The 21827-nt window shown below is 74.5% G+C and carries 24 protein-coding genes and 3 tRNA genes; 14 read left to right on the top strand and 13 right to left on the bottom strand.

Translation table 11 applies throughout. The features are described from left to right. Positions 1-2: 2 nt before the first annotated feature. The 4 genes from FKM96_RS16545 to FKM96_RS16530 all read right to left on the bottom strand — a co-directional run bounded on the left by FKM96_RS16545 (position 3) and on the right by FKM96_RS16530 (position 4418). Positions 3-1070 carry an ABC transporter permease gene (locus FKM96_RS16545; protein ID WP_147796154.1) on the bottom strand — a complete coding sequence of 356 codons (1068 nt, stop codon included), beginning with the start codon at positions 1068-1070 and terminating at the stop codon, positions 3-5. Then, positions 1067-1864 carry an ABC transporter ATP-binding protein gene (locus tag FKM96_RS16540; protein ID WP_147796153.1) on the bottom strand — a complete coding sequence of 266 codons (798 nt, stop codon included), beginning with the start codon at positions 1862-1864 and terminating at the stop codon, positions 1067-1069. The genes FKM96_RS16545 and FKM96_RS16540 overlap by 4 nt, the downstream gene beginning before the upstream one ends. Beyond that, complete coding sequence (locus tag FKM96_RS16535; protein ID WP_147796152.1) at positions 1861-2682, bottom strand: ABC transporter ATP-binding protein; 822 nt, start codon at positions 2680-2682, stop codon at positions 1861-1863. The genes FKM96_RS16540 and FKM96_RS16535 overlap by 4 nt, the downstream gene beginning before the upstream one ends. Positions 2683-2744: 62 nt before the next feature. Beyond that, a complete protein-coding gene (locus FKM96_RS16530) occupies positions 2745-4418 on the bottom strand; it encodes an ABC transporter substrate-binding protein (protein WP_147796151.1) in 1674 nt (557 codons plus the stop codon). A gap of 219 nt (positions 4419-4637) precedes the next feature. Here FKM96_RS16530 and FKM96_RS16525 point away from each other — a divergent pair, with 219 nt between their 5' ends. Both FKM96_RS16525 and FKM96_RS16520 read left to right on the top strand, forming a co-directional pair. Further along, a complete protein-coding gene (locus FKM96_RS16525; protein ID WP_147796150.1) occupies positions 4638-5312 on the top strand; it encodes a TetR/AcrR family transcriptional regulator in 675 nt (224 codons plus the stop codon). An 82-nt stretch (positions 5313-5394) separates the two neighbouring features. Then, positions 5395-5796, top strand: coding sequence for a PGPGW domain-containing protein (locus FKM96_RS16520; protein ID WP_147796149.1), 402 nt, complete (start codon positions 5395-5397; stop codon positions 5794-5796). Positions 5797-5960: 164 nt separating this feature from the next. On the opposite strand, the gene FKM96_RS16515 is transcribed toward FKM96_RS16520, so the two are convergent. Further along, complete coding sequence (locus FKM96_RS16515; RefSeq protein WP_147796148.1) at positions 5961-6485, bottom strand: MarR family winged helix-turn-helix transcriptional regulator; 525 nt, start codon at positions 6483-6485, stop codon at positions 5961-5963. 102 nt (positions 6486-6587) lie between these two features. Here FKM96_RS16515 and FKM96_RS16510 point away from each other — a divergent pair, with 102 nt between their 5' ends. From FKM96_RS16510 to FKM96_RS16490, 5 genes are all read left to right on the top strand, one after another. Beyond that, the gene (locus FKM96_RS16510) at positions 6588-7205 is read left to right on the top strand and encodes an NADPH-dependent F420 reductase (RefSeq protein WP_147796147.1); all 618 of its coding nucleotides are present in this window, start codon (positions 6588-6590) and stop codon (positions 7203-7205) included. Positions 7206-7207: 2 nt separating this feature from the next. Continuing rightward, on the top strand, positions 7208-7870 hold the full coding sequence (locus FKM96_RS16505; RefSeq protein WP_147796146.1) for an alpha/beta hydrolase: 663 nt from the start codon (positions 7208-7210) through the stop codon (positions 7868-7870). A 187-nt stretch (positions 7871-8057) separates the two neighbouring features. Continuing rightward, entirely contained in the window at positions 8058-8261 is a 204-nt protein-coding gene (locus FKM96_RS16500) for a hypothetical protein (RefSeq protein WP_147796145.1), read from the top strand. 167 nt (positions 8262-8428) lie between these two features. Continuing rightward, positions 8429-9031: an oligoribonuclease gene (orn, locus tag FKM96_RS16495; RefSeq protein ID WP_147797185.1), complete on the top strand. Its 603-nt coding sequence runs from the start codon at positions 8429-8431 to the stop codon at positions 9029-9031. Positions 9032-9085: 54 nt separating this feature from the next. Then, positions 9086-9161, top strand: a tRNA-His gene (locus tag FKM96_RS16490). Between the two features lie 148 nt (positions 9162-9309). On the opposite strand, the gene FKM96_RS16485 is transcribed toward FKM96_RS16490, so the two are convergent. Both FKM96_RS16485 and FKM96_RS16480 read right to left on the bottom strand, forming a co-directional pair. After that, a complete protein-coding gene (locus tag FKM96_RS16485) occupies positions 9310-10227 on the bottom strand; it encodes a RimK family alpha-L-glutamate ligase (RefSeq protein WP_371300441.1) in 918 nt (305 codons plus the stop codon). Positions 10228-10237: 10 nt separating this feature from the next. After that, the gene (locus tag FKM96_RS16480) at positions 10238-11287 is read right to left on the bottom strand and encodes an ABC transporter ATP-binding protein (RefSeq protein ID WP_147796144.1); all 1050 of its coding nucleotides are present in this window, start codon (positions 11285-11287) and stop codon (positions 10238-10240) included. 155 nt (positions 11288-11442) lie between these two features. Here FKM96_RS16480 and FKM96_RS16475 point away from each other — a divergent pair, with 155 nt between their 5' ends. From FKM96_RS16475 to FKM96_RS16465, 3 genes are all read left to right on the top strand, one after another. Continuing rightward, positions 11443-12087, top strand: coding sequence for an ABC transporter permease (locus tag FKM96_RS16475; RefSeq protein WP_246855406.1), 645 nt, complete (start codon positions 11443-11445; stop codon positions 12085-12087). A gap of 3 nt (positions 12088-12090) precedes the next feature. Beyond that, positions 12091-12843: an ABC transporter permease gene (locus tag FKM96_RS16470; RefSeq protein WP_147796142.1), complete on the top strand. Its 753-nt coding sequence runs from the start codon at positions 12091-12093 to the stop codon at positions 12841-12843. A 144-nt stretch (positions 12844-12987) separates the two neighbouring features. Beyond that, a complete protein-coding gene (locus FKM96_RS16465) occupies positions 12988-13989 on the top strand; it encodes a glycine betaine ABC transporter substrate-binding protein (protein WP_147796141.1) in 1002 nt (333 codons plus the stop codon). Between the two features lie 84 nt (positions 13990-14073). Here the strand turns inward: FKM96_RS16465 and FKM96_RS16460 are convergent, their stop codons facing one another. Further along, the gene (locus FKM96_RS16460; RefSeq protein WP_147796140.1) at positions 14074-15588 is read right to left on the bottom strand and encodes an NAD(P)/FAD-dependent oxidoreductase; all 1515 of its coding nucleotides are present in this window, start codon (positions 15586-15588) and stop codon (positions 14074-14076) included. A gap of 229 nt (positions 15589-15817) precedes the next feature. Between FKM96_RS16460 and FKM96_RS16455 the strand changes: the two genes are divergently transcribed. Further along, a complete protein-coding gene (locus tag FKM96_RS16455) occupies positions 15818-16030 on the top strand; it encodes a hypothetical protein (RefSeq protein ID WP_147796139.1) in 213 nt (70 codons plus the stop codon). A 118-nt stretch (positions 16031-16148) separates the two neighbouring features. Here FKM96_RS16455 and FKM96_RS16450 read toward each other — a convergent pair whose 3' ends face one another. The 5 genes from FKM96_RS16450 to FKM96_RS16430 all read right to left on the bottom strand — a co-directional run bounded on the left by FKM96_RS16450 (position 16149) and on the right by FKM96_RS16430 (position 19243). Beyond that, positions 16149-17765: a methyl-accepting chemotaxis protein gene (locus FKM96_RS16450; protein WP_147796138.1), complete on the bottom strand. Its 1617-nt coding sequence runs from the start codon at positions 17763-17765 to the stop codon at positions 16149-16151. Between the two features lie 127 nt (positions 17766-17892). Continuing rightward, positions 17893-18264, bottom strand: a complete 372-nt coding sequence (locus FKM96_RS16445) for an STAS domain-containing protein (protein WP_168217008.1) — start codon at positions 18262-18264, stop codon at positions 17893-17895. 130 nt (positions 18265-18394) lie between these two features. After that, positions 18395-18467, bottom strand: a tRNA-Lys gene (locus FKM96_RS16440). Positions 18468-18545: 78 nt separating this feature from the next. Further along, entirely contained in the window at positions 18546-18866 is a 321-nt protein-coding gene (locus FKM96_RS16435; protein WP_147796136.1) for a hypothetical protein, read from the bottom strand. Between the two features lie 80 nt (positions 18867-18946). Continuing rightward, positions 18947-19243 carry a co-chaperone GroES gene (locus tag FKM96_RS16430; protein WP_246855405.1) on the bottom strand — a complete coding sequence of 99 codons (297 nt, stop codon included), beginning with the start codon at positions 19241-19243 and terminating at the stop codon, positions 18947-18949. A 133-nt stretch (positions 19244-19376) separates the two neighbouring features. On the opposite strand from FKM96_RS16430, the gene bcp reads away from it, so the two are divergent. From bcp to FKM96_RS16415, 3 genes are all read left to right on the top strand, one after another. Then, a complete protein-coding gene (gene bcp / locus FKM96_RS16425) occupies positions 19377-19847 on the top strand; it encodes a thioredoxin-dependent thiol peroxidase (protein WP_147796134.1) in 471 nt (156 codons plus the stop codon). Positions 19848-19881: 34 nt separating this feature from the next. Continuing rightward, positions 19882-19964, top strand: a tRNA-Leu gene (locus FKM96_RS16420). A gap of 210 nt (positions 19965-20174) precedes the next feature. Beyond that, complete coding sequence (locus FKM96_RS16415) at positions 20175-21785, top strand: methyl-accepting chemotaxis protein (protein WP_246855036.1); 1611 nt, start codon at positions 20175-20177, stop codon at positions 21783-21785. Positions 21786-21827 lie beyond the last annotated feature (42 nt).

Here is a 21827-nt window from a genome sequence, read left to right as displayed (position 1 = left end):
TCTCAGGCCTCCGACTGGCGGGTACGGGGATCGAGGACCGCGTAGGCGACGTCCGCCAGGATGTTGGCGACCAGGACGGCCAGCACGATCACCAGGAAGCCGCCCTGCATGAGCGCGTAGTCCTTGGCGTTCGTGGCGTCGAGCAGCATCTTGCCGACGCCCGGGTAGGAGAAGACCTGCTCGACGATGATCGCGCCGCCGACGATGAAGCCGATCGACAGGGCGAACGACTGGATCTGCGGCAGGACGGCGTTGCGCGCGGCGTAGCGCCACAGGACCCGCCGGTTCGGCATGCCCTTGGCCTGCGCCACGGTGACGTAGTCCTCGTCGAGGACCGTGAGCATCATGTTGCGCATCCCGAGCATCCAGCCGCCGAGCGAGGCGACGACGATCGTGGCCAGCGGCAGCGCGCCGTGCCTGATCACCTCCCCGGCGAACTCCAGCGACAGGCCGGGCGTGGTGCCGATCCCGTAGGCCTTGCCGATGGGGAACCAGCCGAGCGTGACGGCGAAGACCGAGATCGCCATCAGCCCGATCCAGAAGTACGGGACGGTCGACAGGAAGGTCGTGACCGGGATGAGGGCGTCCAGGCGCGACCCGCGCCGCCAGCCGACGACCGCGCCGCCGACCGTGCCGATCAGGAACGAGATCACGGTCGCCAGCCCGATCAGGCCCACGGTCCACGGCAGCGCGTTCGCGATGACCTGGCCGACCGGCTGCAGGCCGTGGGTGATCGCGATGCCGAGGTCGCCGCGGGCGAGCATCCCCAGGTAGTCGACGTACTGCTGCCACAGCGACCGGTCCGAGTCCAGACCGAGCAGGGCGCGCAGCGCGTCGGCCGCCTCCGGGGACATCCCCCGGTTGCGGGCGAGGTAGTTGTCGACCGCGTCGCCCTTCATCAGGCGGGGCACGAAGAAGTTGATGGTGATCGCGGCCCACAGGGTGAACAGGTAGAACGCGACGCGTCGGCCGATGAACCGCCAGGGGACCCGGGGCCGGGACCGCTCGGCCCGGGTCGCGGTCGTCCCGTCGGCGACCACGTCGGTCTGCGGGCTGGTGGTCGTGGTCATCGCGCACCTCCGGCGCTGTCGACGAAGAAGCGCTCGGGGTCGGGGGACGCCTCGCGGAGCTCCCGGGTGTACGGGTGCTGCGGGCGCAGGATGACGTCGTCGGCCGAGCCGTGCTCGACGATCCGCCCCTGGTTGAGCACGATGATCTCGTCCGAGAAGTACCGCGCCGTGGCGAGGTCGTGGGTGATGTAGAGCACCCCGAGGCCGTCCTCGGCCTGGATGTCGGACAGCAGGGACAGCACCCCCATCCGCAGGGACACGTCGAGCATCGAGACGGGCTCGTCCGCGACGAGCAGGGCCGGGCGCGGGGCCAGGGCCCGGGCGATCGCGACCCGCTGCCGCTGGCCGCCGGACAGCTCGTGCGGCCGGCGGTCGACGACCGCGGCGTCGAGCTGGACCTTGTCCAGCAGGCGGTGCACCTCGGCGTCGACCTGGTCGGGCGGGACGACCCCGGAGAGCGCGAGCGGGCGCTCCACGTGGTGCCGGATCGAGTGGTACGGGTTCAGCGACGCGAACGGGTCCTGGAACACCATCCGCAGCCGCTGGCGGTAGGCGCGCAGCGCCGCGCCGCGGGTCGGGACCGGCCGGCCGTCGAGGAGCACCCGGCCGCTGGTGGGCCGCTCCATCTGGGTGAGGATCTTGGCGACGGTCGACTTGCCGGAGCCGGACTGGCCCACCATGCCGATGGTCTGCCCGCTCGACAGCGTGAACGACACGTCGGACAGCGCGTCGATGGATCCCGCGCCGCGGACGCGGTAGGTCTTCGAGACGCCCTGGACGTCGATCGAGGTCATCGGTTCACCGCCCGCTCGGCCGTCAGCCGGGGGAACGACGACAGCAGGGTCTTCGTGTAGTCGTGCTGCGGGCGGAACCAGATGTTCGCCGCGGTGTCGAGCTCGACGATCTGGCCGGCGCGCATGATCGCGATGCGGTCGGAGATCTCGAGCAGCAGCGGCAGGTCGTGCGTGATGAAGACGACCGAGAACCCGAACGCCTCGCGCAGGCTCGTGATCTCCCGCAGGATCTCCCGCTGCACCAGCACGTCCAGCGCCGTCGTCGGCTCGTCCATGACGACGAGCTGCGGGCGCAGCGCGAGCGCCATCGCGATCATGATGCGCTGGCGCATCCCGCCGGACAGCTCGTGCGGGTAGCTCCTGCTGCGGGCCGCGCCGACCTTGACGATCTCGAGCAGCTCGGCGACCGCGGCGGTGCGCTCGGCCCGGGACATCGCGGGGCGGTGCACCTCGAACACGTCCGCGAGCTGGGCGCCGACCGTCGCCACCGGGTTCAGGGCGCTCATCGCGCCCTGGAACACCATCGAGATCTTGTCCCACCGGAACGCCCGCAGCGCGGCGGCGTCGAGGGCGAGGAGGTCGGTGTCGGCGCCGTCGGCGTCGTGCCAGGTGACGGTCCCGCCGGGGATGACGGCCGGGGGCTTGAGCAGGCGCTGGACGCCGTAGGCGAGGGTGGTCTTGCCGCAGCCGGACTCGCCGGCGAGCCCGAGGACCTCGCCCCGGTGGACGGTGAGGGACACGTCCCTGACCGCGTCCACGGGTGCGGCGGTCTCGTACCGGACCGAGAAGTCCCTCACCGACAGGAGGGGGTCGCTCATCTGGGGGGTCTCCTTGCGTGGGGGCGTCAGGGGGCGGCCGAGGGCCGCCCCCTGACGCGGGGTCACTCGGTGGGCTCGAGGGTGCTCAGGACGAGGGCGACCTCGGGCTGCGTCGGGTCGGCCGAGGCGTACATGTCGTCCTCGGTCGGCCAGCCGGTGTAGCTGCGCTCGTTGAACAGGCCCAGCAGCGGGTGCGAGCCCAGCGGGATCGCGGGGACGTCGCGGACGAACGCCTGCTGCAGCGTGGTCATCGCGGCGGCGCGGTCGGCGTCGTTGTCGGTGCTGGCGTAGGTGTTCAGCGCCGCGTCGACCTCGGGGTCGCTGTACCGCCCGAAGTTGAAGTCGGCGTTCTCGACCCCGGCGTCGTCGGTCGCGATCCAGCGGGTCCCCATGATGGAGTCGTAGACGCCCCAGGCGCCCTCGCCGTCGAGCCAGTGGATGATCGCGTCGAAGTTCCCCGTCTTGCGGGCCTCGTCCCAGCCGCCCCAGTCGGGCTGGTCGATCGTGACCTCGATGCCGAGCTCCTTCAGCTGCTCGGAGATCAGCGCCTGCTCGGTGTTCCAGTCGGTCCACCCCGCGGGGACCGAGATCGAGAAGGTCACCGGCTCGCCGTCCGGGTCCACCAGCTTGTCGCCGATGCCCGTGTAGCCGGCGTCCTCCAGGATGGACTCCGCCTTGTCGAGGTCCACCTCGTAGGTCTCCCCCGCGAACTCGTCGACGACGTCCGGCTCCAGCGACGGGCCGAGACCGGTCACCGAGTCGACGACGGCCGAGGCGCCCTCCCGGGCGATCTCGACGTAGGCGTCGCGGTCGATGGTCCACGCGAGCGCCTCGCGCAGCGCGACGTCGTCGAACGGCTTGCGGGTGAGGTTGAGGAACAGCGTCCCCGCACCGGCGGTCGGGGTGACCAGGTAGCGGTTGGCCGGGTCCTTGTCGAGGAAGGTCTCCTGGACCTGCGGCAGGAACGCCTGCGCCCAGTCCGCCTCGCCGGTGGTGAGGGCCGTGGCCAGGGCGGAGTTGTCGCCGTACGAGACGTAGTGCAGCTCGGGGACCGCCAGCTCGCCGTCCCAGTAGTCCGGGTTGGCGGTCAGCGTCACCGACTCGGTCGACCAGCTCGACAGCACGTACGGGCCGGTCCCGATGGCCTCGCCCTCGCCGGTGAGCGCCGCGGTCGACGGGTCGTCGAGGGTGTCCCAGATGTGCTTCGGGACGATCGGGACGTGCAGCACCGTGCCGCGCTTGACGAACTTGGAGTTGCCGAACTTCAGCGTCGCCGAGTCGCCGTCGACCTCGGCGCCCAGGTAGTCCAGCGCGGCGGTGTCGGTGAGCCGCCCGTCGAGGTACATGTCGAACGTGCCGACGATGTCGTCGATGGTGAACGGCTCGCCGTCCTGCCAGGTGACGCCCTCGCGCGCCGTGACCGTGAGCTCGGTGTAGTCCGCGTTCCACTCCACGCTCGAGGCGAGCCGCGGGGTGACGACGGTCGGGTCCGCGGTGTTGACCAGCGCCATGGTCTCGAACATGGCGTAGCGGTAGCCGTACATGCTGGCCGAGCTGTCCCCGAGGAACGGGTTGTTCGACTCGGTGGTGATGGCGCCGTCGGGCTTGGCGATGGTCAGCGCGGCACCGGACCCGCCGGTCGAGCTGCTCTCCCCGCCCCCCGATTCTCCGGAGCAGGCCGTCAGCGCCAGCGCGGCGGCCAGGCCGAGCGCGATCGCCGGGAACTTCACCCTCATGGTTTCTCCTTCGAAACGAGACGCCCGCACGGGCGTCTGTGAGGTCGCGCCGCGTCGTCGCGATCGCGCTGGCCGGAACGTTACTACACTGTCAGTAAGTTCTTTCCAGCCCTCCGGAGGAGCCGTGACCAAGTCGTGACCCGGGGGGTCGGGGCCGCGGTCGGCGCCACTAGGGTTGGCCGCGCGCCGAGGGGCGTGACACGAGGATGTGAGGAACGGATGAGCACGACGAGGCGCGCCCCGCGGGCCCGGCCGGAGACCCTGGCCAAGCGCACCGAGATCCTCCGCGCCGCCACCGCCACCTTCGGGGCCAAGGGGTACAACCGCGGCCCGCTCACGGAGATCGCCGACCAGGTCGGCATGACGCACGCCGGGATCCTGCACCACTTCGGGTCCAAGGACCAGCTCCTCGTGGAGGTCCTCAAGTACCGCGACCGCACCGACGTCGAGGGGTTGCAGGACCAGCGGATGCCGGACGGGCTGGACCGCTTCCGGCACCTCGTGCGCACCGCGTTCGCCAACGAGAGCCGCCACGGCATCGTCCAGGCGTACGCGGTGCTGTCCGCGGAGTCGGTGACCGACGGCCACCCCGGGCGGGCGTACTTCGAGGAGCGGTACCGCACGCTGCGCCAGGACCTCCGCGACGCGTTCGAGGACGTCTGCGCCGAGCGCGGGATCACCGTGCCCGAGACGGTCGACCGCGCCGCCGCGTCGATCCTGGCGGTGATGGACGGGCTGCAGGTGCAGTGGCTGCTGGCGCGGGACGACGTGGAGCTCGCCGAGGCGAGCGCGTTCGCGATCGAGGCGCTGGTCTCCGCGGTGCTGGACCCGCGGCCGTCGCTGCTGGGCGCGGGCGGGGTCGGCGGGGGCGCTGCGGCCGGCGCGGACGCCTGACCGCCGGGGGCGTGGCCGCGCCGCCCGAGGAAGCACCCGCGCCGCCGGGAACAAACCGGGCGGCCCGCTCGTCGTTGCTGGCATGACGACACCGACCCCCGCCGGCGCCGGCCCCGCGGCCCCCGCGCCGACCGAGGGCCTCGCCGCCGAGATCGCCGCGGGCGAGCGCACCGACACCGGCGCGCACCGCGCCCTGGCCCGGCTGCGCGCGCGGCTGGACAGCCGGCCGTGGCTGCGGCTGACCTACAAGGTCGTCGTGACCGTCGTCGGCGCGACCGTCGTGCTCGCGGGCATCGCGATGCTCGTGCTGCCCGGGCCGGGCTGGCTCGCGATCTTCCTCGGGCTGGGCATCCTCGGGACCGAGTTCGCGGTGATCCAGCGGTTCAACCACCGGCTGAAGGCGCTGGTGCTGCGGTACTGGCACGCGTTCCGCGAGCGCCGGGCCCGCCGCGCGGCCGCACGCCGCGGGGCACCGGCCGCCTGACCGCCGCGGCACCGGGGCGCCCCGCGCGCGAAACCCACCCGATCCTCGCGCCGACCACCGATCGATCGGGCATCGGCGCGAGAATCAGGTGGGGACCAGCCGGCCCGTCGCGCGTCGCGCAGCCGCCGGGGGCCGGGTGAGCCGCCGGGCGCCGCGGCGCCGGGTCAGCCCGCCTCGTTGCCGCAGGCGTTTGCGGGGTCGACGACCGGGTTCTGCGCCTGCAGCCGGTTCTCCGGGTCCAGGGCACCGAGGACCGCGAGCGCGATGGCGTCGAGCTGCTCGACCTGCTCCGCCGTGAGCCGGTCCACGACCAGCCGGCGCACCTCCCCCACGTGCGACGGCGCCGTGGCGACGACCTTCCGCCAACCCTCCTCGGTGAGCGTGGCGAGCGTCGCGCGCCGGTCCCCCTCGTCGCGGGTGCGGGTGAGGAACCCGCGCGCCTCGAGCCGGGCGGCGACGTGCGACAGCCGCGGCAGCGTGGCGTTGGTGCTGGCCGCGAGCCCGCTCATCCGCAGCGTGCGGTCGGGCGCCTCGGACAGCTTGGCGAGCACCAGGTAGTCGTAGTGCGACAGGTCGGCGTCGCGCTGCAGCTGGTGGTCGAGCGCGGCGGGCAGCAGCTCCGCGACCGCCTCCAGGCGCATCCAGGCCTGCAGCTCGCGTGCGCTCAGCCAGCGGGTGTCGTCGGTCATGCGGGACATCCTACCGAATGGTTGACGCTTCAACCTGCAAGTCGTACGTTGGTTGAAGCGACAACATGTCGGTTGTCGCGGAGCGACCGTCGAGGAGCAGACATGACCAGCGTGACCATCATCGGGGCGGGCAACATCGGCGGCGCGGTGGCGCGCCTGGCGCTGAAGGCCGGCGCCGATGTGCAGGTGCTCGCCCGGGACGCCGCCAAGGCCGCCGCCGTGGACCCGGCCGTGACCGCCGGCACCGTGGGCGACGCCGTGACCGGCGACGTCGTCGTCCTCGCCCTCCCCTACCCGGCGCTCGCCGAGGTGGCGGCGCAGTACCCCGACGGCTTCGCGGGCCGCGTGGTCGTCGAGACCACCAACCCCGTCGACTTCGCGACCTTCGACTCGCTGGTCGTCCCCGCGGGCTCGTCCGCGACCGCCGAGCTCGCCGCGCTGCTGCCGCAGGCTCGCGTGCTCAAGGCGTTCAGCACCAACTTCGCGGCGACGCTGGCCTCCGGCACGGTCGGCTCCCTGCCGACGACGGTGCTGATCGCGGGCGACGACGCGGACGCCAAGGCCGCGCTGGCCGGGGTCGTCGAGGGCGGCGGCCTGCGCGCCGTCGACGCGGGCTCGCTGAAGCGGGCGCACGAGCTCGAGGCGCTCGGCTTCCTGCAGATGACGCTGGCCGCCGCGGAGAAGACGTCCTGGACGTCCGGCTTCGCCCTGGAGCGCTGAGCGTGACCGACGACGCGCTCGCGGTCGACCCCGCGGCGGCGCGGTGGGCGCACACCCCCGGCGCCGCCCCGGGGCCGGGTGCGCCGCTGCTCGTGCTGCTGCACGGCTACGGCTCGCACGAGGGCGACCTGCTCGGCCTGGCCCCGCACCTGCCGGCCGGGCTGGCGCTGGCCGCACCGCGGGGTCCGCTGCTCGGCGGCCCCGGGTTCGCCTGGGCGCCGCTGGCGACGCCGGGGCGGCCGGAGCCCGCCCGCGTCCGGGCGGGCGCCGACGCGCTGCTGGCCTGGCTCGACGCGGACGCGCGGGTCGGGGCCCGCCCGGTCGCGCTGCTCGGGTTCTCCCAGGGCGGGCTGATGGCGACGCAGCTGCTGCGCGCGCGGCCCGACCGGTTCGCGGCGGCGGTCGTGCTGTCGGGGTTCTCGCTCGACGCCGAGGAGCCGGGCGACGCGGCGCTGGCCGCGCGGGACCCGCGGGTGCCGGTCCTGCTCGGCCACGGCGACGCGGACCCGGTGATCCCGCCGGATGCGACGACGCGGACGGCCAGGTGGCTCGCGGCGCACGCCGCGCTGGAGCACCGCGAGTACCCCGGCCTGGCCCACGGCATCGACGCCCGCGTCCTGGCGGACGTCGCGGCGTTCCTCTCCCGCACCCTGCCGGTGGACTGACGCCGAGGTCGAGGGTTTCCGCCGAGGTCGAGGGTTCCGGGCGGCTCCGGGCGGGCGAACCCTCGACCTCGACGTCCGATAAACGCGTGACCCGCGGGCGGTGGGGGTGGGAGCGTTCTGGCTACCGCGCGGTGAGTCCCGGGGCCCGGCCAGGCCCCTCCCGGAACGTTCGAAGGACCCACCCACCATGCACCCCACCCTGACGTTCGACCTGATCCAGGCCGACCACCGCGAGCGCATCGAGACCGCTCGCCTCCTGTCCCGGCACGCCGCCCGGCGCGCCGCGGTCAGACCCGACGGCGAGACCCGCGGTCGACCGCCGGAACGCCTCCGGCAGCTGCGCCTGCGGGCCCTTCTGCCGGCGACCACCACGGTCGCCGCCATCCGCTGACCCGGGGACGCCCCCGTGGCCGGTTCCCGGCGCCCGCCGCGCCGCCCGCACGACCCGGTGAGCCCGTCGGACACCCCGTCCGGCGGGCTCACCCGTACCCTGAGCGGGTGAGCACCCTGAACAACGGCAACGGCAAGGCCGACCGGATCGTCTGGATCGACTGCGAGATGACCGGCCTGGACAGCGTCCAGGACGCGCTCGTCGAGGTCGCCGCCGTCGTCACCGACTCCGAGCTCAACGTCCTCGGCGAGGGCGTCGACGTGATCATCGCGCCGCCCGCCGAGTCCCTGGCGCAGATGGGCGACTTCGTCCGCGACATGCACACCAGCTCCGGCCTGCTCGACGCGCTCGCCACCGGCACCACGCTCGAGGACGCGCAGGCCCAGGTGCTCGCGTACGTCCGCGAGCACGTGCCCGAGGCCGGCAAGGCCCCGCTCGCGGGCAACTCGGTCGGCACCGACAAGGTGTTCCTCGACCGGGACATGCCCGAGCTGGTCGGCCACCTGCACTACCGGATCATCGACGTCTCCTCGATCAAGGAGCTCGCGCGCCGCTGGTACCCGCGGGTCTACTTCTCCTCCCCGAAGAAGAACGGCGGGCACCGCGCGCTCGCCGACATCCTGGAGAGCATCGACGAGCTGCGGTACTACCGCGCGGCGCTCCTGGTCCCCCAGCCGGGCCCGGACTCCAAGGCCGCGAAGGCGATCGCGACGCAGATCGAGGCCACCTCCGTGGCTGCGGCGCACCGCGGCAGCACCGCCACGTCCTGAGGACCCTCGAACACCCGGTATGCTTGTCGACGGCCCCGGAGCTCCGAGGTCGTGGTGGCTATAGCTCAGGTGGTAGAGCGCCTGGTTGTGGTCCAGGAGGTCGCGGGTTCAAGTCCCGTTAGCCACCCCAGCGCGAAGGGCGCCGCTCCCCCGGGAGCGGCGCCCTTCGCCGTTGCTGCAGCAGGTCGTTCGCGCCGAGGTCGTCGGTTCCGGCCACCGCGGGGGTTGCGGAACCAGCGACCTCGGGCGCAACCGACGACCTCACCGGCCGTCGACCGTCAGAGGCGGCGCGTGATCGCGTCCGCGAAGCGGTCGACCGCCTCCGGCGCCTGCGCGAAGAAGAAGCTCGGCTCGATCAGCTCGAGCTCCAGGACGACCGGGTTGCCCTCGTCGTCCGGGATGAGGTCGACCCGGGTGTACGCGAGCGGCTGCTCGAGGCCGGGCAGCAGCTGCGGGAGGGCGTCGACGACCCGCTGCCCGAGGGCGAGCTCCGCCTCCGAGGCGTCGCGCGGGGTCATGACCTCCTCCTTGTAGAGGACGCCGTCGGTGTCGCCCGCGCGGTACGGGCCCTCCAGCAGCGGTGCCTTGCGCACCGCGTGCGACAGCTCGCCGTCGAAGTAGACCAGCGCCGTCTCGCCGACGGTGTCGACCTGCTTGAGGTAGCGCTGCACCATCACGTGCCGGCCGTCGTCGAGCAGGTGCTTCACGTGCTGGATCGCGAGCGCGCGCGAGGGCGTCTCGTCGGCGGCGTACCGGCCGGTGTCGCGGGAGCCGGCGCTGACCGTGGGCTTGATCACGAACTCGCCGAAGGCCGGGAACCGGGTGTGGATCGCGCGGGCGTTGAAGTTGCGGGCCGGGTCCATCCAGATCGTCGGGACGATCGGCAGGCCGGCCGCCTCCAGCGCGCGCTGGTAGATCTTGTCGATGTTCCAGGTGAGCGCCTGCGCCGGGTTGATGAGCCGGGACGCCTGGGCGACGCGCTGGGTCCACCAGCGGAAGTCGCGCGGGCGCTCGGTGTAGTCCCAGGTGGAGCGGACCACGACGGCGTCGTACGACGACCAGTCGACGTCGGCGGCGTTCCAGACGGGCGTCTCGACCTCCAGGCCGCGGTCCCGCAGCGCCGTCACGAGGGGCGCGTCGTCGGGGTCGAGGTCCGGCAGGGCGGCGCAGGTGGCGAGCGCGAGGCGAGTGGTCACCCTGGGCAGACTACCCACGCGCTCCGGCGGACGGCTCGGGCTGCCCGGCGGCCGGGCTCGGGACCGCGTCCTGCGCCCTGTCGACCAGCCGCTGCAGCGCGGCGAGCACGCCGGGGGCGTCGAGCTCCCCGACGACCTGCTCCCCCTCGTGCACCGGGACGCGGCCGGTCGGCTCGGCCGCCAGCGCGGCGAACGCGGTGTCGAGCGGGTCGCCCACGTGGAGCGCCGCCGCCCGGGCGCGGCCGTTCGCCGAGGCCGGGCCGGCCCCGCTCACGGGGCCGAGGTCGCGCCGCTCGACGCGGCCCAGGGCGAGCAGCCGGACCGCCGCCCCCGTGCCGACCAGGTCGGCGACGGCCGGGCTCGCGGGTGCGGCGAGCAGCCGCACCGGGTCGGACAGCTGCTCGAGGTGCCCGCCGCGGCTGAGCACGGCCACCCGGTCCGCCAGCCGCACCGCCTCGTCCACGTCGTGGGTGACGAGCATCACGGTGGTCCCGAGCTCGTCCTTGATCCGGCGGAACTCGGCCTGCAGCCGGCGGCGGCCGACGGGGTCGACCGCGCCGAACGGCTCGTCCATGAGCAGCACCGGCGGGTCCGTCGCCAGGGCGCGGGCGACGCCGACGCGCTGCCGCTCGCCGCCGGACAGCTCGTGCGGGTAGCGCCGGGCGTACCGGTCCGGCGCGAGGCCGACGAGCTCCAGCAGCTCGGCCGTGCGGGCCCGGGTGCGCCGCTTGTCCCAGCCCAGCAGCCGCGGCACCGTGCCGACGTTCTGCTCGACGGTGCGGTGCGGGAACAGGCCGACGTTCTGGATGACGTAGCCGATGCGGCGGCGCAGGGCGACGGCGTCCACGTCGGTGACGTCGTCGCCGTCGAGGAAGATCCGGCCGGACGTGGGCTCGACCAGGCGGTTCGCCATCCGGAGCGTCGTCGACTTGCCGCAGCCGGAGGGCCCGACGAGCGCGAGCAGCTCGTGCTCCTGCACGTCGAGCGACAGGTCGCCGACCGCGACGGTGCCGTCGGCATACGCCTTGCGGACGTGGTCGAACGCGATCGCGGTGGCCATGCCGACGACCGTACCCGCGCCCACCCACAGCCGCCCGCGCCGGGCACGTGTCGGGGGTGCCCGGTAGCGTCTGGCCGGTGACCAGCCTCGAGACCACGGGGACGACCGCCGCCCACGTCGCGGCGGCCGCCGGCGACCCCGCGGCCAACCCCTGGCTGTCCTGGGACTACGTCCAGCGGAACTGGGGGGACATCTCCCGCGCGCTGGAGCAGCACGCGAGCCTGACGGTGCAGGCGGTGCTCATCGCGTGCGCGATCGCCGTCCCGCTCGGGATGCTCGCGCACCTGCGCCCGCGGCTCGCCGCCCCGATCGTCGGCACCAGCAGCGTGCTCTACACGATCCCGTCGCTCGCCCTGTTCACGGTGCTCGTGCCGTGGACCGGGATCGGGCGGACGCCGGTGCTGATCGGGCTGGTGGTGTACGCGCTGCTCGTGCTGGTGCGCAACGTGCTGGTCGGCCTGGGCGGCGTGGACGAGAGCGTCCGGGACGCCGCGCGCGGCCTCGGCTACGGGCGCCTGCGGCTGCTGCTGACCGTCGAGCTGCCCAACGCGGTGCCCGCGATCATCGCCGGCGTCCGGCTCGCGACGGTCACCACGGTGGCGCTCGTGACCGTCGGCGTCGTCGTCGGCTACGGCGGCCTGGGCCAGCTCATGTTCCGCGGGTTCCGCAACAACAAGTACCACGCCGAGATCCTCACGGCGACGCTCCTCTGCCTCGCGCTGGCGCTCGTGCTCGACCTCCTGCTGTGGCTGGTCGGCCGCGCGGTGACGCCGTGGGCCCGGCGCGGACGGGAGGCCTGAGCCGTGGACGTGCTGCAGGACGCCTTCACCTGGCTGAACGACCCGCTCAACTGGACCGGGCGCGACGGCGTGCTCGCGCTGGGCGCGGACCACCTGCGGATCAGCGCGCTCGCCGTGCTGCTCGCGGCGCTCGTCGCGCTGCCGCTCGGCGTCTGGCTCGGCCACCGCCGCCGCGGCGGCGTCGTCACGGTGGTCGCCGCCAACACCTCGCGCGCGCTGCCGACGTTCGCGCTGCTGACGATCTTCGCCTCGACCGGCCTGTTCGGGGCGACGGCCACGGTCCTCGCGGTCGCGGTGTTCGCGGTCCCGCCGATCCTCAGCAACACGTTCACGGGCCTCATGGAGGTCGACGCGGACGTCCGGGACGCCGCGCGCGGCGTCGGGATGTCGGGCGGCCGTTCGCTCGCGCTGGTCGAGCTGCCGCTCGCGCTGCCGCTGGTCGGCGCGGGCCTGCGCACGGCCACGACCCAGGTGCTCGCCACGGTGCCGCTCGCGGCGCTCGTCGGCGGCTCGAGCCTCGGGTCGATCATCGTCCAGGGCATGGCCCTGCAGCGGTACGGCCAGGTCGTAGCCGGCGCCCTGCTCGTCGCCGGGCTGTGCCTCGTCGTCGAGGGCGTGCTCGCCGCGGTGCAGCACGCGCTCACGCCGGCCCCGATGCGCGCCACCTCGGGCCGCCTGCGCCGCCGCCGGCCCCGCGCCGCCGCCGAGCCCGCCGCGGCCGCCGCCCCCGACCAGCAGACCGTGACCCGATCGTGACCGCGACGACCGCCCGCAGCGGTTGCCGCACCCGGACGACCTCGGTCGAATGATCGACGGCCACCCGACGCCCACCGACCCACCCGCCCGGTGCCCCAGCCGCACCGCACACCGTGTGCCCACCCGAGACCAGAGGACCCGCACATGAACGCACGTCGCACCACCCTCCCCGCCGCAGCGGCCGGCCTGCTCCTCCTGCTCGCGGCCTGCGGCGACCCGGGCTCCGGCGGCGGGACCGCCGAGACCTCCGCGAGCGGCTCCGGCGGCACGGTCTGCGAGCCCGTCGCGGGCGACCAGCTGGTCGTGCTCGAGGACGACCAGGGCCTGCAGAACGCCGACAACGTCATCCCCGCGGTGAACGCCGCGGCGGCGCAGGCGGACCCGAACCTCATCCCGCTGCTCGACACGGTGTCCGCGGCGCTCGACACCGACAAGCTGATCCAGCTGAACAAGGCCGTCGACATCGACCGGCAGACCTCGACCGAGGCGGCGCAGCAGTTCGTCGAGGACGAGGGCCTGGCGGCGAGCGACGCCGCCGCGGGCAGCGGCAAGAGCGTCGTCATCGGCGCCGCGAACTTCTCGGAGAGCGCCACGCTGTCCGAGATCTACGCCGACGTCCTGCGCTCCGCCGGCTACACGGCCGAGGTCCAGACGATCGGCAACCGCGAGACCTACCTCCCGGCCCTGCAGAGCGGTCAGATCACGCTCACCCCGGAGTACGCCGCGACGCTGGCGGAGTTCCTCAACACCTCCGCCAACGGCGCGGACGCCGAGCCGGTCGCGAGCGGGGACCCGGACGACACCGTGGCCGCCCTCACCGAGCTGGGCACCACCGCGGGCCTGACCTTCGGCGCGGTGTCGGAGGCGCAGGACCAGAACGCGTTCGCCGTCACCTCGGAGTTCGCGGACGAGCACGGCGTGTCGACGCTGTCCGACCTGGCCGAGGCCTGCGCCGGCGGCGTGGTGCTCGCCGGCCCGGCGGAGTGCCCGGAGCGGCCGTTCTGCCAGATCGGGCTCGAGGACACCTACGGCATCACCGTGAGCGAGTTCAAGAGCTACGACTTCGGCCTGATCGGCGACGCCGTCCGCCAGGGCGAGGCCTCGATCGGCCTGGTGCTGTCGAGCGACGGCTCGCTCGCGAGCTGACCTCGTACGACCGACGACGAGAGGGGCGGGACCGCACGGTCCCGCCCCTCTCGTCGTGCGCGGCCCTGCACGGGCCGCCGGCCCTCAGAGCCCGGCGGTCTCCAGCAGCCGCAGCCAGACCTCGCTGACCGTCGGGTACGCCGGCACGGCGTGCCACAGCCGGTCCAGCGGCACCTCCCCCGTCACCGCGACCGTCGCGGCCTGCAGGAGCTCCGCGGCGTCCGGCCCGGTGAACGTCGCCCCCACGAGCACGCCCCGGTCCTCGTCGATGACGACCTGCGCCGTGCCGGAGTACCCGTCGGCCGCGACGGAGGCGCCCGCCACGGACCCGATCGGGTAGGACACCGCCCGCACCCGCAGGCCGGCGTCGCGCGCCTGCTGCTCGGCCAGCCCGACCCAGGCGACCTCGGGCCGGGTGAACACGACCTGGGGCACCGCCACGTGGTCGGCGGACGCGCGGTACCGGCTGAAGGCGCCGGCGTCCCGCTCCGCGGCGTGGGCCTCGGCGGCACCCTCCCCCGGCTCCGCGACGTCCGCGGAGAACCGTGCGGCCACGACGTCGCCCACGACCCGGGCGTCGTACTTGCCCTGGTGCGTGGTGGCGGTGCGCCCCGTGACGTCGCCCACCGCGAACAGCCAGCCGTCCGGGACCCCGGTCGCCTGCAGGGCGTCGTCGACGGCCACCGGCGCGCCCGGCTCCAGCCCGAGCACGTCCAGCCCGAGGTCGGTGGTCCGCGGCCGCCGGCCCGTGGCCACGAGCACCTCGTCGGCGTGCAGCTCGTCGGCGCCCTGCGGGCCCTCGACCGTCAGGTGCACGCCGCGCTCGTCGCGGTCCACCCGCGTCGCGTTCGTCCCGAACCGCAGGTCGACGCCCAGCTCGCGCAGCCCCGCCGCCACCTCCTCGGCGGCGAACGGCTCGGCCTTGTCGAGCAGCCGGTCCCCGCGGACGAGCAGCGTGACCTCGGCCCCCAGGTCGCGGTAGGCGACCGCCATCTCGACGCCGACCACGCCCCCGCCCAGGACCACCAGGCTCGACGGCACGTCCTTGACCGCCGTCGCCTCGCGCGAGGTCCAGGGTTGCGCCTCGGCCAGGCCGGGGATGCCGGGCACCGTCGGCTCGCTGCCCGTGGACACGATCACGGCGTGCCGCGCGATGACCCGGGTGTCGCCGTCCTCGCTCTCCACGAGCAGCTCCTTCGGGCCCGTGAACCGCGCGGTGCCGCGCAGCAGCGCGATGCCGGCGGAGTCCAGCCACTCGACCTGGGAGTGGTCGTCCCAGTGCGAGGTGAACTCGTCGCGCCGGGCCAGCACGGCGGCGGGGTCGAGGAGGCCCTGCACCATCTCCGCCGCGCCCGGCACCGCCCGCGCCGCGGCGAGCACCGCGCCCGGCCGCAGCAGGGCCTTCGACGGCATGCACGCCCAGTAGGAGCACTCCCCGCCGACCAGCTCGTGCTCGACCACCAGCACGGACAGCCCGAGCCGGCCGGCCCGGTCGGCGGCGTTCTCGCCCACCGCGCCCGCGCCCAGGACCACGACGTCGTACGTCACGGTGTCGCCGGGGGCGCCGTCCCCGTCCGTCCGCTGGGTGCGCTCGGTCATGTCGTCGCTCCGTTCCTCCGGGGTGCCGCGGTCCGCGGTGCCTCCATCGTGGCCCGGCGGGGCGCTTCCGGCAGGTCGGCGTGCGGGCGAGCCGCTCACTCCAGCGGCACTTGAAGGATGGGCGCGATCGACCGGCTATCAGGTGAATTGAGCCCTTCACCCGCCCCGTCGCCGGGTGAAAGTCGGGAGAAACCGGTCTTTCCGCCGATCGCGGTGGGACCTTGTACTCATGAACGAGGACCCCTGGCGCGTCGAGGTCACGGACGCCGACATCCGCGCCGCCAAGCGCGCGTGGATCGCCACGCGCGACAGCGACGCGACCGACGCCGAGGTCGACCGCCGCTACGACGACCTCCGCCGCCTCGTCAGCGCGCAGGCGCAGCAGATCGCCGACGTGGTGCGCGCCCGCGCCGCCGCCCGGCGCAAGGCGCAGGCCGACTGACCCCGCGCGCGGCCCGCCGCACGCACCGCGACCCCCCGCGCACGCCGCTCGCGTGCACGGGGGGTCGCTGCGTCCGGCCCCCTGCTCCGGACCGCCCGGTGGCGTGGGCCGCCGGGAGTCAGTACCGGAACCGCGACACCTGGCCGCGCAGGTCCTCCGACATCCGGGCGAGCTCCGCGACGGCCGAGCCCATCTGGTTGAGGGTCTGGGAGGACTGCGTCGCGGCGGACGCGACACCGGTGATGTTGGTGGCGATCTCGCCGGAGCCGGTCGCGGCCTCGGCCACCGACCGGGACATCTCCGTGGTCGTCGCCGTCTGCTCCTCGACCGCCGACGCGATCGTCAGCTGGTAGTCGTTGATGCTCGCGATGATGTGCGAGATCTCGCCGATCGCGCCGACCGCGCCGCTGGTGTCGGCCTGGATCGCCTCGACCCGGCGCGCGATGTCCTCGGTCGCCTTCGCCGTCTCCTGCGCCAGCTCCTTGACCTCCCCGGCCACGACCGCGAAGCCCTTGCCCGCCTCACCCGCCCGCGCCGCCTCGATCGTCGCGTTCAGCGCCAGCAGGTTCGTCTGCTCCGCGATGCTCGTGATGACCTTGACGACGTTCCCGATCTCCTGCGACGAGGTGCCCAGGCGGGCGACCTGGTCGTTCGTGACCGCCGCGGCATCGGTGGCCTGCCCGGCGACCTTGGCCGCCTGCGACGCGTTCTGCGCGATCTCCCGGATGCTGGCGCCCATCTGCTCCGCGCCCGCCGCCACCGTCTGCACGTTGCGCGACACCTGCTCCGCGGCCGCCGCGACCACGCCCGCCTGCGCACTCGTCTCGTCCGAGCCCGCCACGACCTGCTGCGACGCGGCGGCCAGCTCCTCCGCGGCCGCCGCCACCGTCTGCGCCGTGTGCACCACGCCGCTCATCAGGGCGCGGAGCGAGCCCTGCGCCTCGTTCAGCGAGCCCGCCATCCGGCCGAGCTCGTCGCGGGAGTCGAGCGGCACGGAGACGGTGAGGTCGCCGTCGCCGATGCTCTGCACCGTGCGCTGCACCGCCGCGAGGTCGCGGACGATCCGCCGGACCAGCAGAATGCCGAGCGCCGCGGCGAGCAGCACGCCCACCACGCCGACCGCGATCATCTGCACCGTCGCCGACCGGGCGTCGGCGGAGGCGTCCGCGACGCCGTCCGCCGCGTTCGCGGACACGGAGTCGGTCAGCGCCTGGAGCGCGTCGCCGATCTCGGTCGTGATCCCGCGCACCTGGTCCGCGTACGCGTCGTGGTACGCCGTGGCGCTCTCGTCGGCCAGGGGCTCGATCGCGTCGGCGGCGGCCTGGTAGCGCCCGTAGGCGTCCTCGAGCGCGGCGTACGCGGCGTCGTCCAGCACGTACGGCTCGTAGTCGGCCACGTTCTGCAGCGCGTCCGCGTCGAAGCCGGCGCGGTCGTCGACGATCTTGGCGCGGTCCTCCGGCGCCACCATCCCGTACTCGAGCACCCGGGCCCGGCTGGCCTGGAACCAGCGCTGCGTGTTCACCAGGTAGGTCTGCGGCTCGATCGCCTCGCGGCCGAGCCGGTCGATCGACGACTCGAGGCCGCCGAGCCGGGCGATGCCCAGGCCGGCGACGACGCCGACGGCGACGGCGAGCAGGCCGAGCACCGCGCCGATGCGGGCGCCCACGGGGGCGTCGGTCACGAGCCGGCGGCGCCGGCCGGTGTCGGGCGCTGCGGGTGCGGCGGGTGCGGGCATGCGGAGGTCTCCGTCCGTCGGTGGGGGGCGGGCCTCGACTCGGCCCGCCGACTCCATCGGACGGGGCCCGCCGCGGGTGAGCGCGCGGACGGGTGAAAGGTAGGACCTTTGTCGCGGGGGTGCCCGCTCAGCCCTCGACGACGAGGTGCGGCAGCAGGCCCGTCACCTCGAGCAGCGTCTCGACGGTCGGGCCGATCCCCCGCACCGTCAGCGACGCACCCTCCGGCTGCAGCGCCATGACGAGCCCCGCGAGCAGGCCGACGGCCGACGAGTCGGCGAACGTCACCTCGGACATGTCGACCGCCCGCACCTGCGGCAGCACCGCCGCGAGGTCCGTGCCGCGCGCGCTGACCGCGCCCAGCTGGTCGCGCAGCTCCTCCACCACGGCGACGTCGACCTCGCCGCGCATCCGGAGCAGGGCGGGCTCCGCGTCGTCGAGCCACACGTGGCCGCGCTCGGGGAGCGGCGGGGTCGGGTCGGCGGCGGCGGTGTTCGGCACGGTTCCAGTATGCGTGCCGCCGACCGCAACCGGGGGCAGGACGGCCGGGCGAGGCGCGCCGGACCGCACCCCGCGCGAGCGCGAGAAAGGCCCCCGCCCAGCGTCTCCGCTGGTCGGGGGCCTTCTGAAGTGCGCCATCAGGGACTCGAACCCCGAACCCGCTGATTAAGAGTCAGCTGCTCTGCCAATTGAGCTAATGGCGCAACGAGGAGAAACGTTAGCAGCCCGGTGGCGCCGGACGCTAATCGGATCCCCCGCTCAGGGGCCCGACGTGGCGTACGTCACGCCGGCCGTGGATCACCGGCCGCGTCGGGGTCGACGGGGACGTCGTCCTCGGCGCGCGGGCCGGTCGCGGGCGGTCCGTCGCCGCCCTCGTCCTCGCCCTCCCACCAGGCGTCCTCGGGCAGCCCCTCGGCCGCGAGGATCGCGTCGGACCGCGGCTCCGCCACGGCCAGGTCGGCGAGCAGCGTGAGCGGCACGTGCTCGGCCAGAAGATCCATGACGACGCCCGTCGCGTCGTCCCCTGCTCCGCGCTCGTCCTGCACGGCCGTGTGCGTCTCGTCGTCCATCGCGGCCACCCCCGGGGTCGTTCCTGCGCTCATGGGAACACCGTCCGGACGGACCACGCAACACGTGACGCCGAGGGCGAACAACCCTCCCGCCGCGGCAGGTGGAGGGCCCCCTACAGGTACAGCCCCGTGCCCTGGCCGCCGTCGCGCGGCTCCGCCACGGCGTGCACGTCCTTCTCCCGGAGCAGCAGGTACGTCTGCGCCTCGAGCTCCACCTCGGCCCGCTCGTCGGGGTCGAACAGCACGCGGTCGCCGACGGCCACCTGCCGCACGTGCTGGCCCGCCGCGACGACGGAGCCCCAGGTGAGCCGCTTGCCCACCGCGGCGGTGGCCGGGATCACGATGCCCGCGCTCGACCGCCGCTCCGAGGCGTCCGCGTCGAGCTGGACGAGCAGCCGGTCGTTCAGCATCCGGATCGGCAGCTCGGGTCGGGTCGGGCTCTCGGGGCGCTGTGCACTCACGGGGCAGACGCTACCGCCCGGCCGTCGTACGCTGACGGCGCCCGCCGCGCGCGGGTGCCGCACCCACCAGCCAGGAGACGCCATGCCCCGCCTCGCCGCCGGCGACACCGCCCCGGACTTCACGCTGCCGACCGCCGACGGCGGCTCGCTGACCCTGTCGGACCTGCGCGGCCAGGGCGTCGTCGTCTACTTCTACCCGGCGGCCGGCACCCCGGGGTGCACCAAGCAGGCGTGCGACTTCCGCGACTCGCTCGCGTCGCTCCAGGCGCACGGCTACGCGGTCGTCGGCGTCTCCCCCGACTCCCCGGAGAAGCTCGCCCGGTTCGCCGAGGAGGAGGCCCTGACCTTCCCGCTGGTCTCCGACCTCGAGAAGCAGGTGCTCGAGGCCTGGGGCGCCTGGGGCGAGAAGTCGCTCTACGGCAAGACCGTCACCGGCGTCATCCGGTCGACCGTCGTCGTCGACCCCGAGGGCGCCGTCCGGCTCGCGCAGTACAACGTCAAGGCCACGGGGCACGTCGCCAAGCTGCGCCGCGACCTCGGCATCGACGGCTGAGCCGAGCTCGACCCCCGGCGCCGCCGGGGCGTCGGCGGGAGTGGTGAAACGGCAGCCACGCCAGGTTTAGGTCCTGGTGCCCGAGAGGGCGTGCGGGTTCGAATCCCGTCTCCCGCACCCCGCGCGACCAGGCCGGACGCCCTCCGGCCCGGTGTCACCCGCCCGGCCCGCCGGCCACCCGGATGCCCGCCGCCGCGCACCCCGTCCGGGTGACCGCCCGGCGGACCCCTCAGGCCGCGTCTCACCCGCTCGACGGGGAGACGGGACCCCGTGACGGTGTCCCGCGCGGGCGCGCCGCCCGCGCCGCGCGCGACGAGAGGCCGACGGATGACCGGGACCAGGGGTGCGACGGGTCGGGACGACGGGGCGACGGCGGCCGTCGCGACCACCGCGGGCCGCGGGCGGGGGCTCGGCTTCACCGGGAAGATCCTGCTCACCGTGTCGGCGGCGATCGCCATGACCGGCCTGCTGGGCTGGATCTCGATCCTCACGCTGTGGCAGAGCACCGAGCGCACCGAGCGGATGTACTCCGACCACGTCACGGGCCTGGCGCTCGCCAGCCAGGTGGCCTCCCACCTGAACGACGCGCAGTCGATCGGCACCGACATGCGCGCGGCCCGCGACGCGGGCGACCCGTTCCGGGCCGACGGCCTGGCGGACGACCGAGGCGAGGCGGTCGGCGCGGCGCTCGGCGCCCTGGACGAGTACGCCGCGATCCCGGCCCTGACCGACGAGCTGGGCACCGCGGCCGCGGACCTCCGCACCGCGCTGACCACCTACCAGAACCTCGTGGGCTCCAGCGAGGGCGCGGACAGCGCGGCCCGGGGTGCCGCCACGCGCGTGGACGCGCTGATCCAGGCCCAGACGGCCGCCGCGGCCGACGCCGCCCGGGAGGCGACCGGCGCCGGCGACCGCGCCGTCCTCCTGGAGCTCATCGCCCTGGGCGTGGCGGCCGTCGTGCCGGCCGTGGCCGGCGTCGTCGTGGCCCGCCGCCTCAGCCGCCGCCTGAACCGGGTGGCCGACGCGGCGCAGTCGCTCGCCGGGGGTGACCTCACGGTGGCCAGCGGCGTGACCGGCGCCGACGAGATCGGCCGCACCGCCGCCGCGCTGGACCGCGCGACCGCCGCGCTCCGCGAGACGGTCTCCGGCATCGACGGGACGGCGCGCACCGTGGCCGACGCCGCGGGCCGGCTGGAGCGCTCGGCGGGCCACGTCGTGTCGGGCGCCGACCGCACCTCGGAGCAGGCCGTCGTCGTCGCCGGCGCGGCCGAGCAGGTCAACCGGGACGTGCACACGGTCGCGGCTGGCGCCGAGCAGATGGGCGCGTCGATCCGGGAGATCGCGCGGAACGCGGCCGAGGCCGCCGCCGTCGCCGGCAAGGCCACCGAGGCCGCCGCACGCACGAACGAGCAGGTCACCCGCCTGGGCACCTCGTCCCAGGAGATCGGGAACGTCGTCAAGGTCATCACGAGCATCGCCGAGCAGACCAACCTGCTCGCCCTGAACGCCACCATCGAGGCCGCCCGGGCGGGCGAGGCGGGCAAGGGCTTCGCCGTCGTCGCCGGCGAGGTCAAGGAGCTCGCGCAGGAGACGGCCAAGGCCACCGAGGACATCGCGCGCCGCGTCGAGACGATCCAGGCGGACACCGAGGGCGCCGTCGCGGCCATCGGCGAGATCGGCACGATCATCGCGCGGATCGACGACTACCAGACGACGATCGCGTCCGCCGTCGAGGAGCAGACCGCCACCACGACCGAGATGAGCCGCTCGGTCGGCGACGCGGCGGCCGGGTCCGGCGAGATCGCCGCCACCATCACCGGCGTCGCCGACGCCTCCGCCGGGAGCACCGAGGAGCTCGGCCGGATGGGCGAGTCGATCGCCGAGCTCGCGCGGATGGCCGACGACCTGCGGACCCGGGTGGCGCAGTTCCGGCACTGAGCCCGGACGCGACGACGCCCCCGCACGCTGCTCGCGTGCGGG

The organism is Cellulomonas sp. Y8 (genome assembly GCF_008033115.1).
In the GTDB taxonomy this organism is placed as follows: Bacteria; Actinomycetota; Actinomycetes; order Actinomycetales; family Cellulomonadaceae; genus Cellulomonas.
Note: the sequence above shows the minus strand (reverse complement) of the source record. Positions and strands in the feature narration are given on the sequence as shown.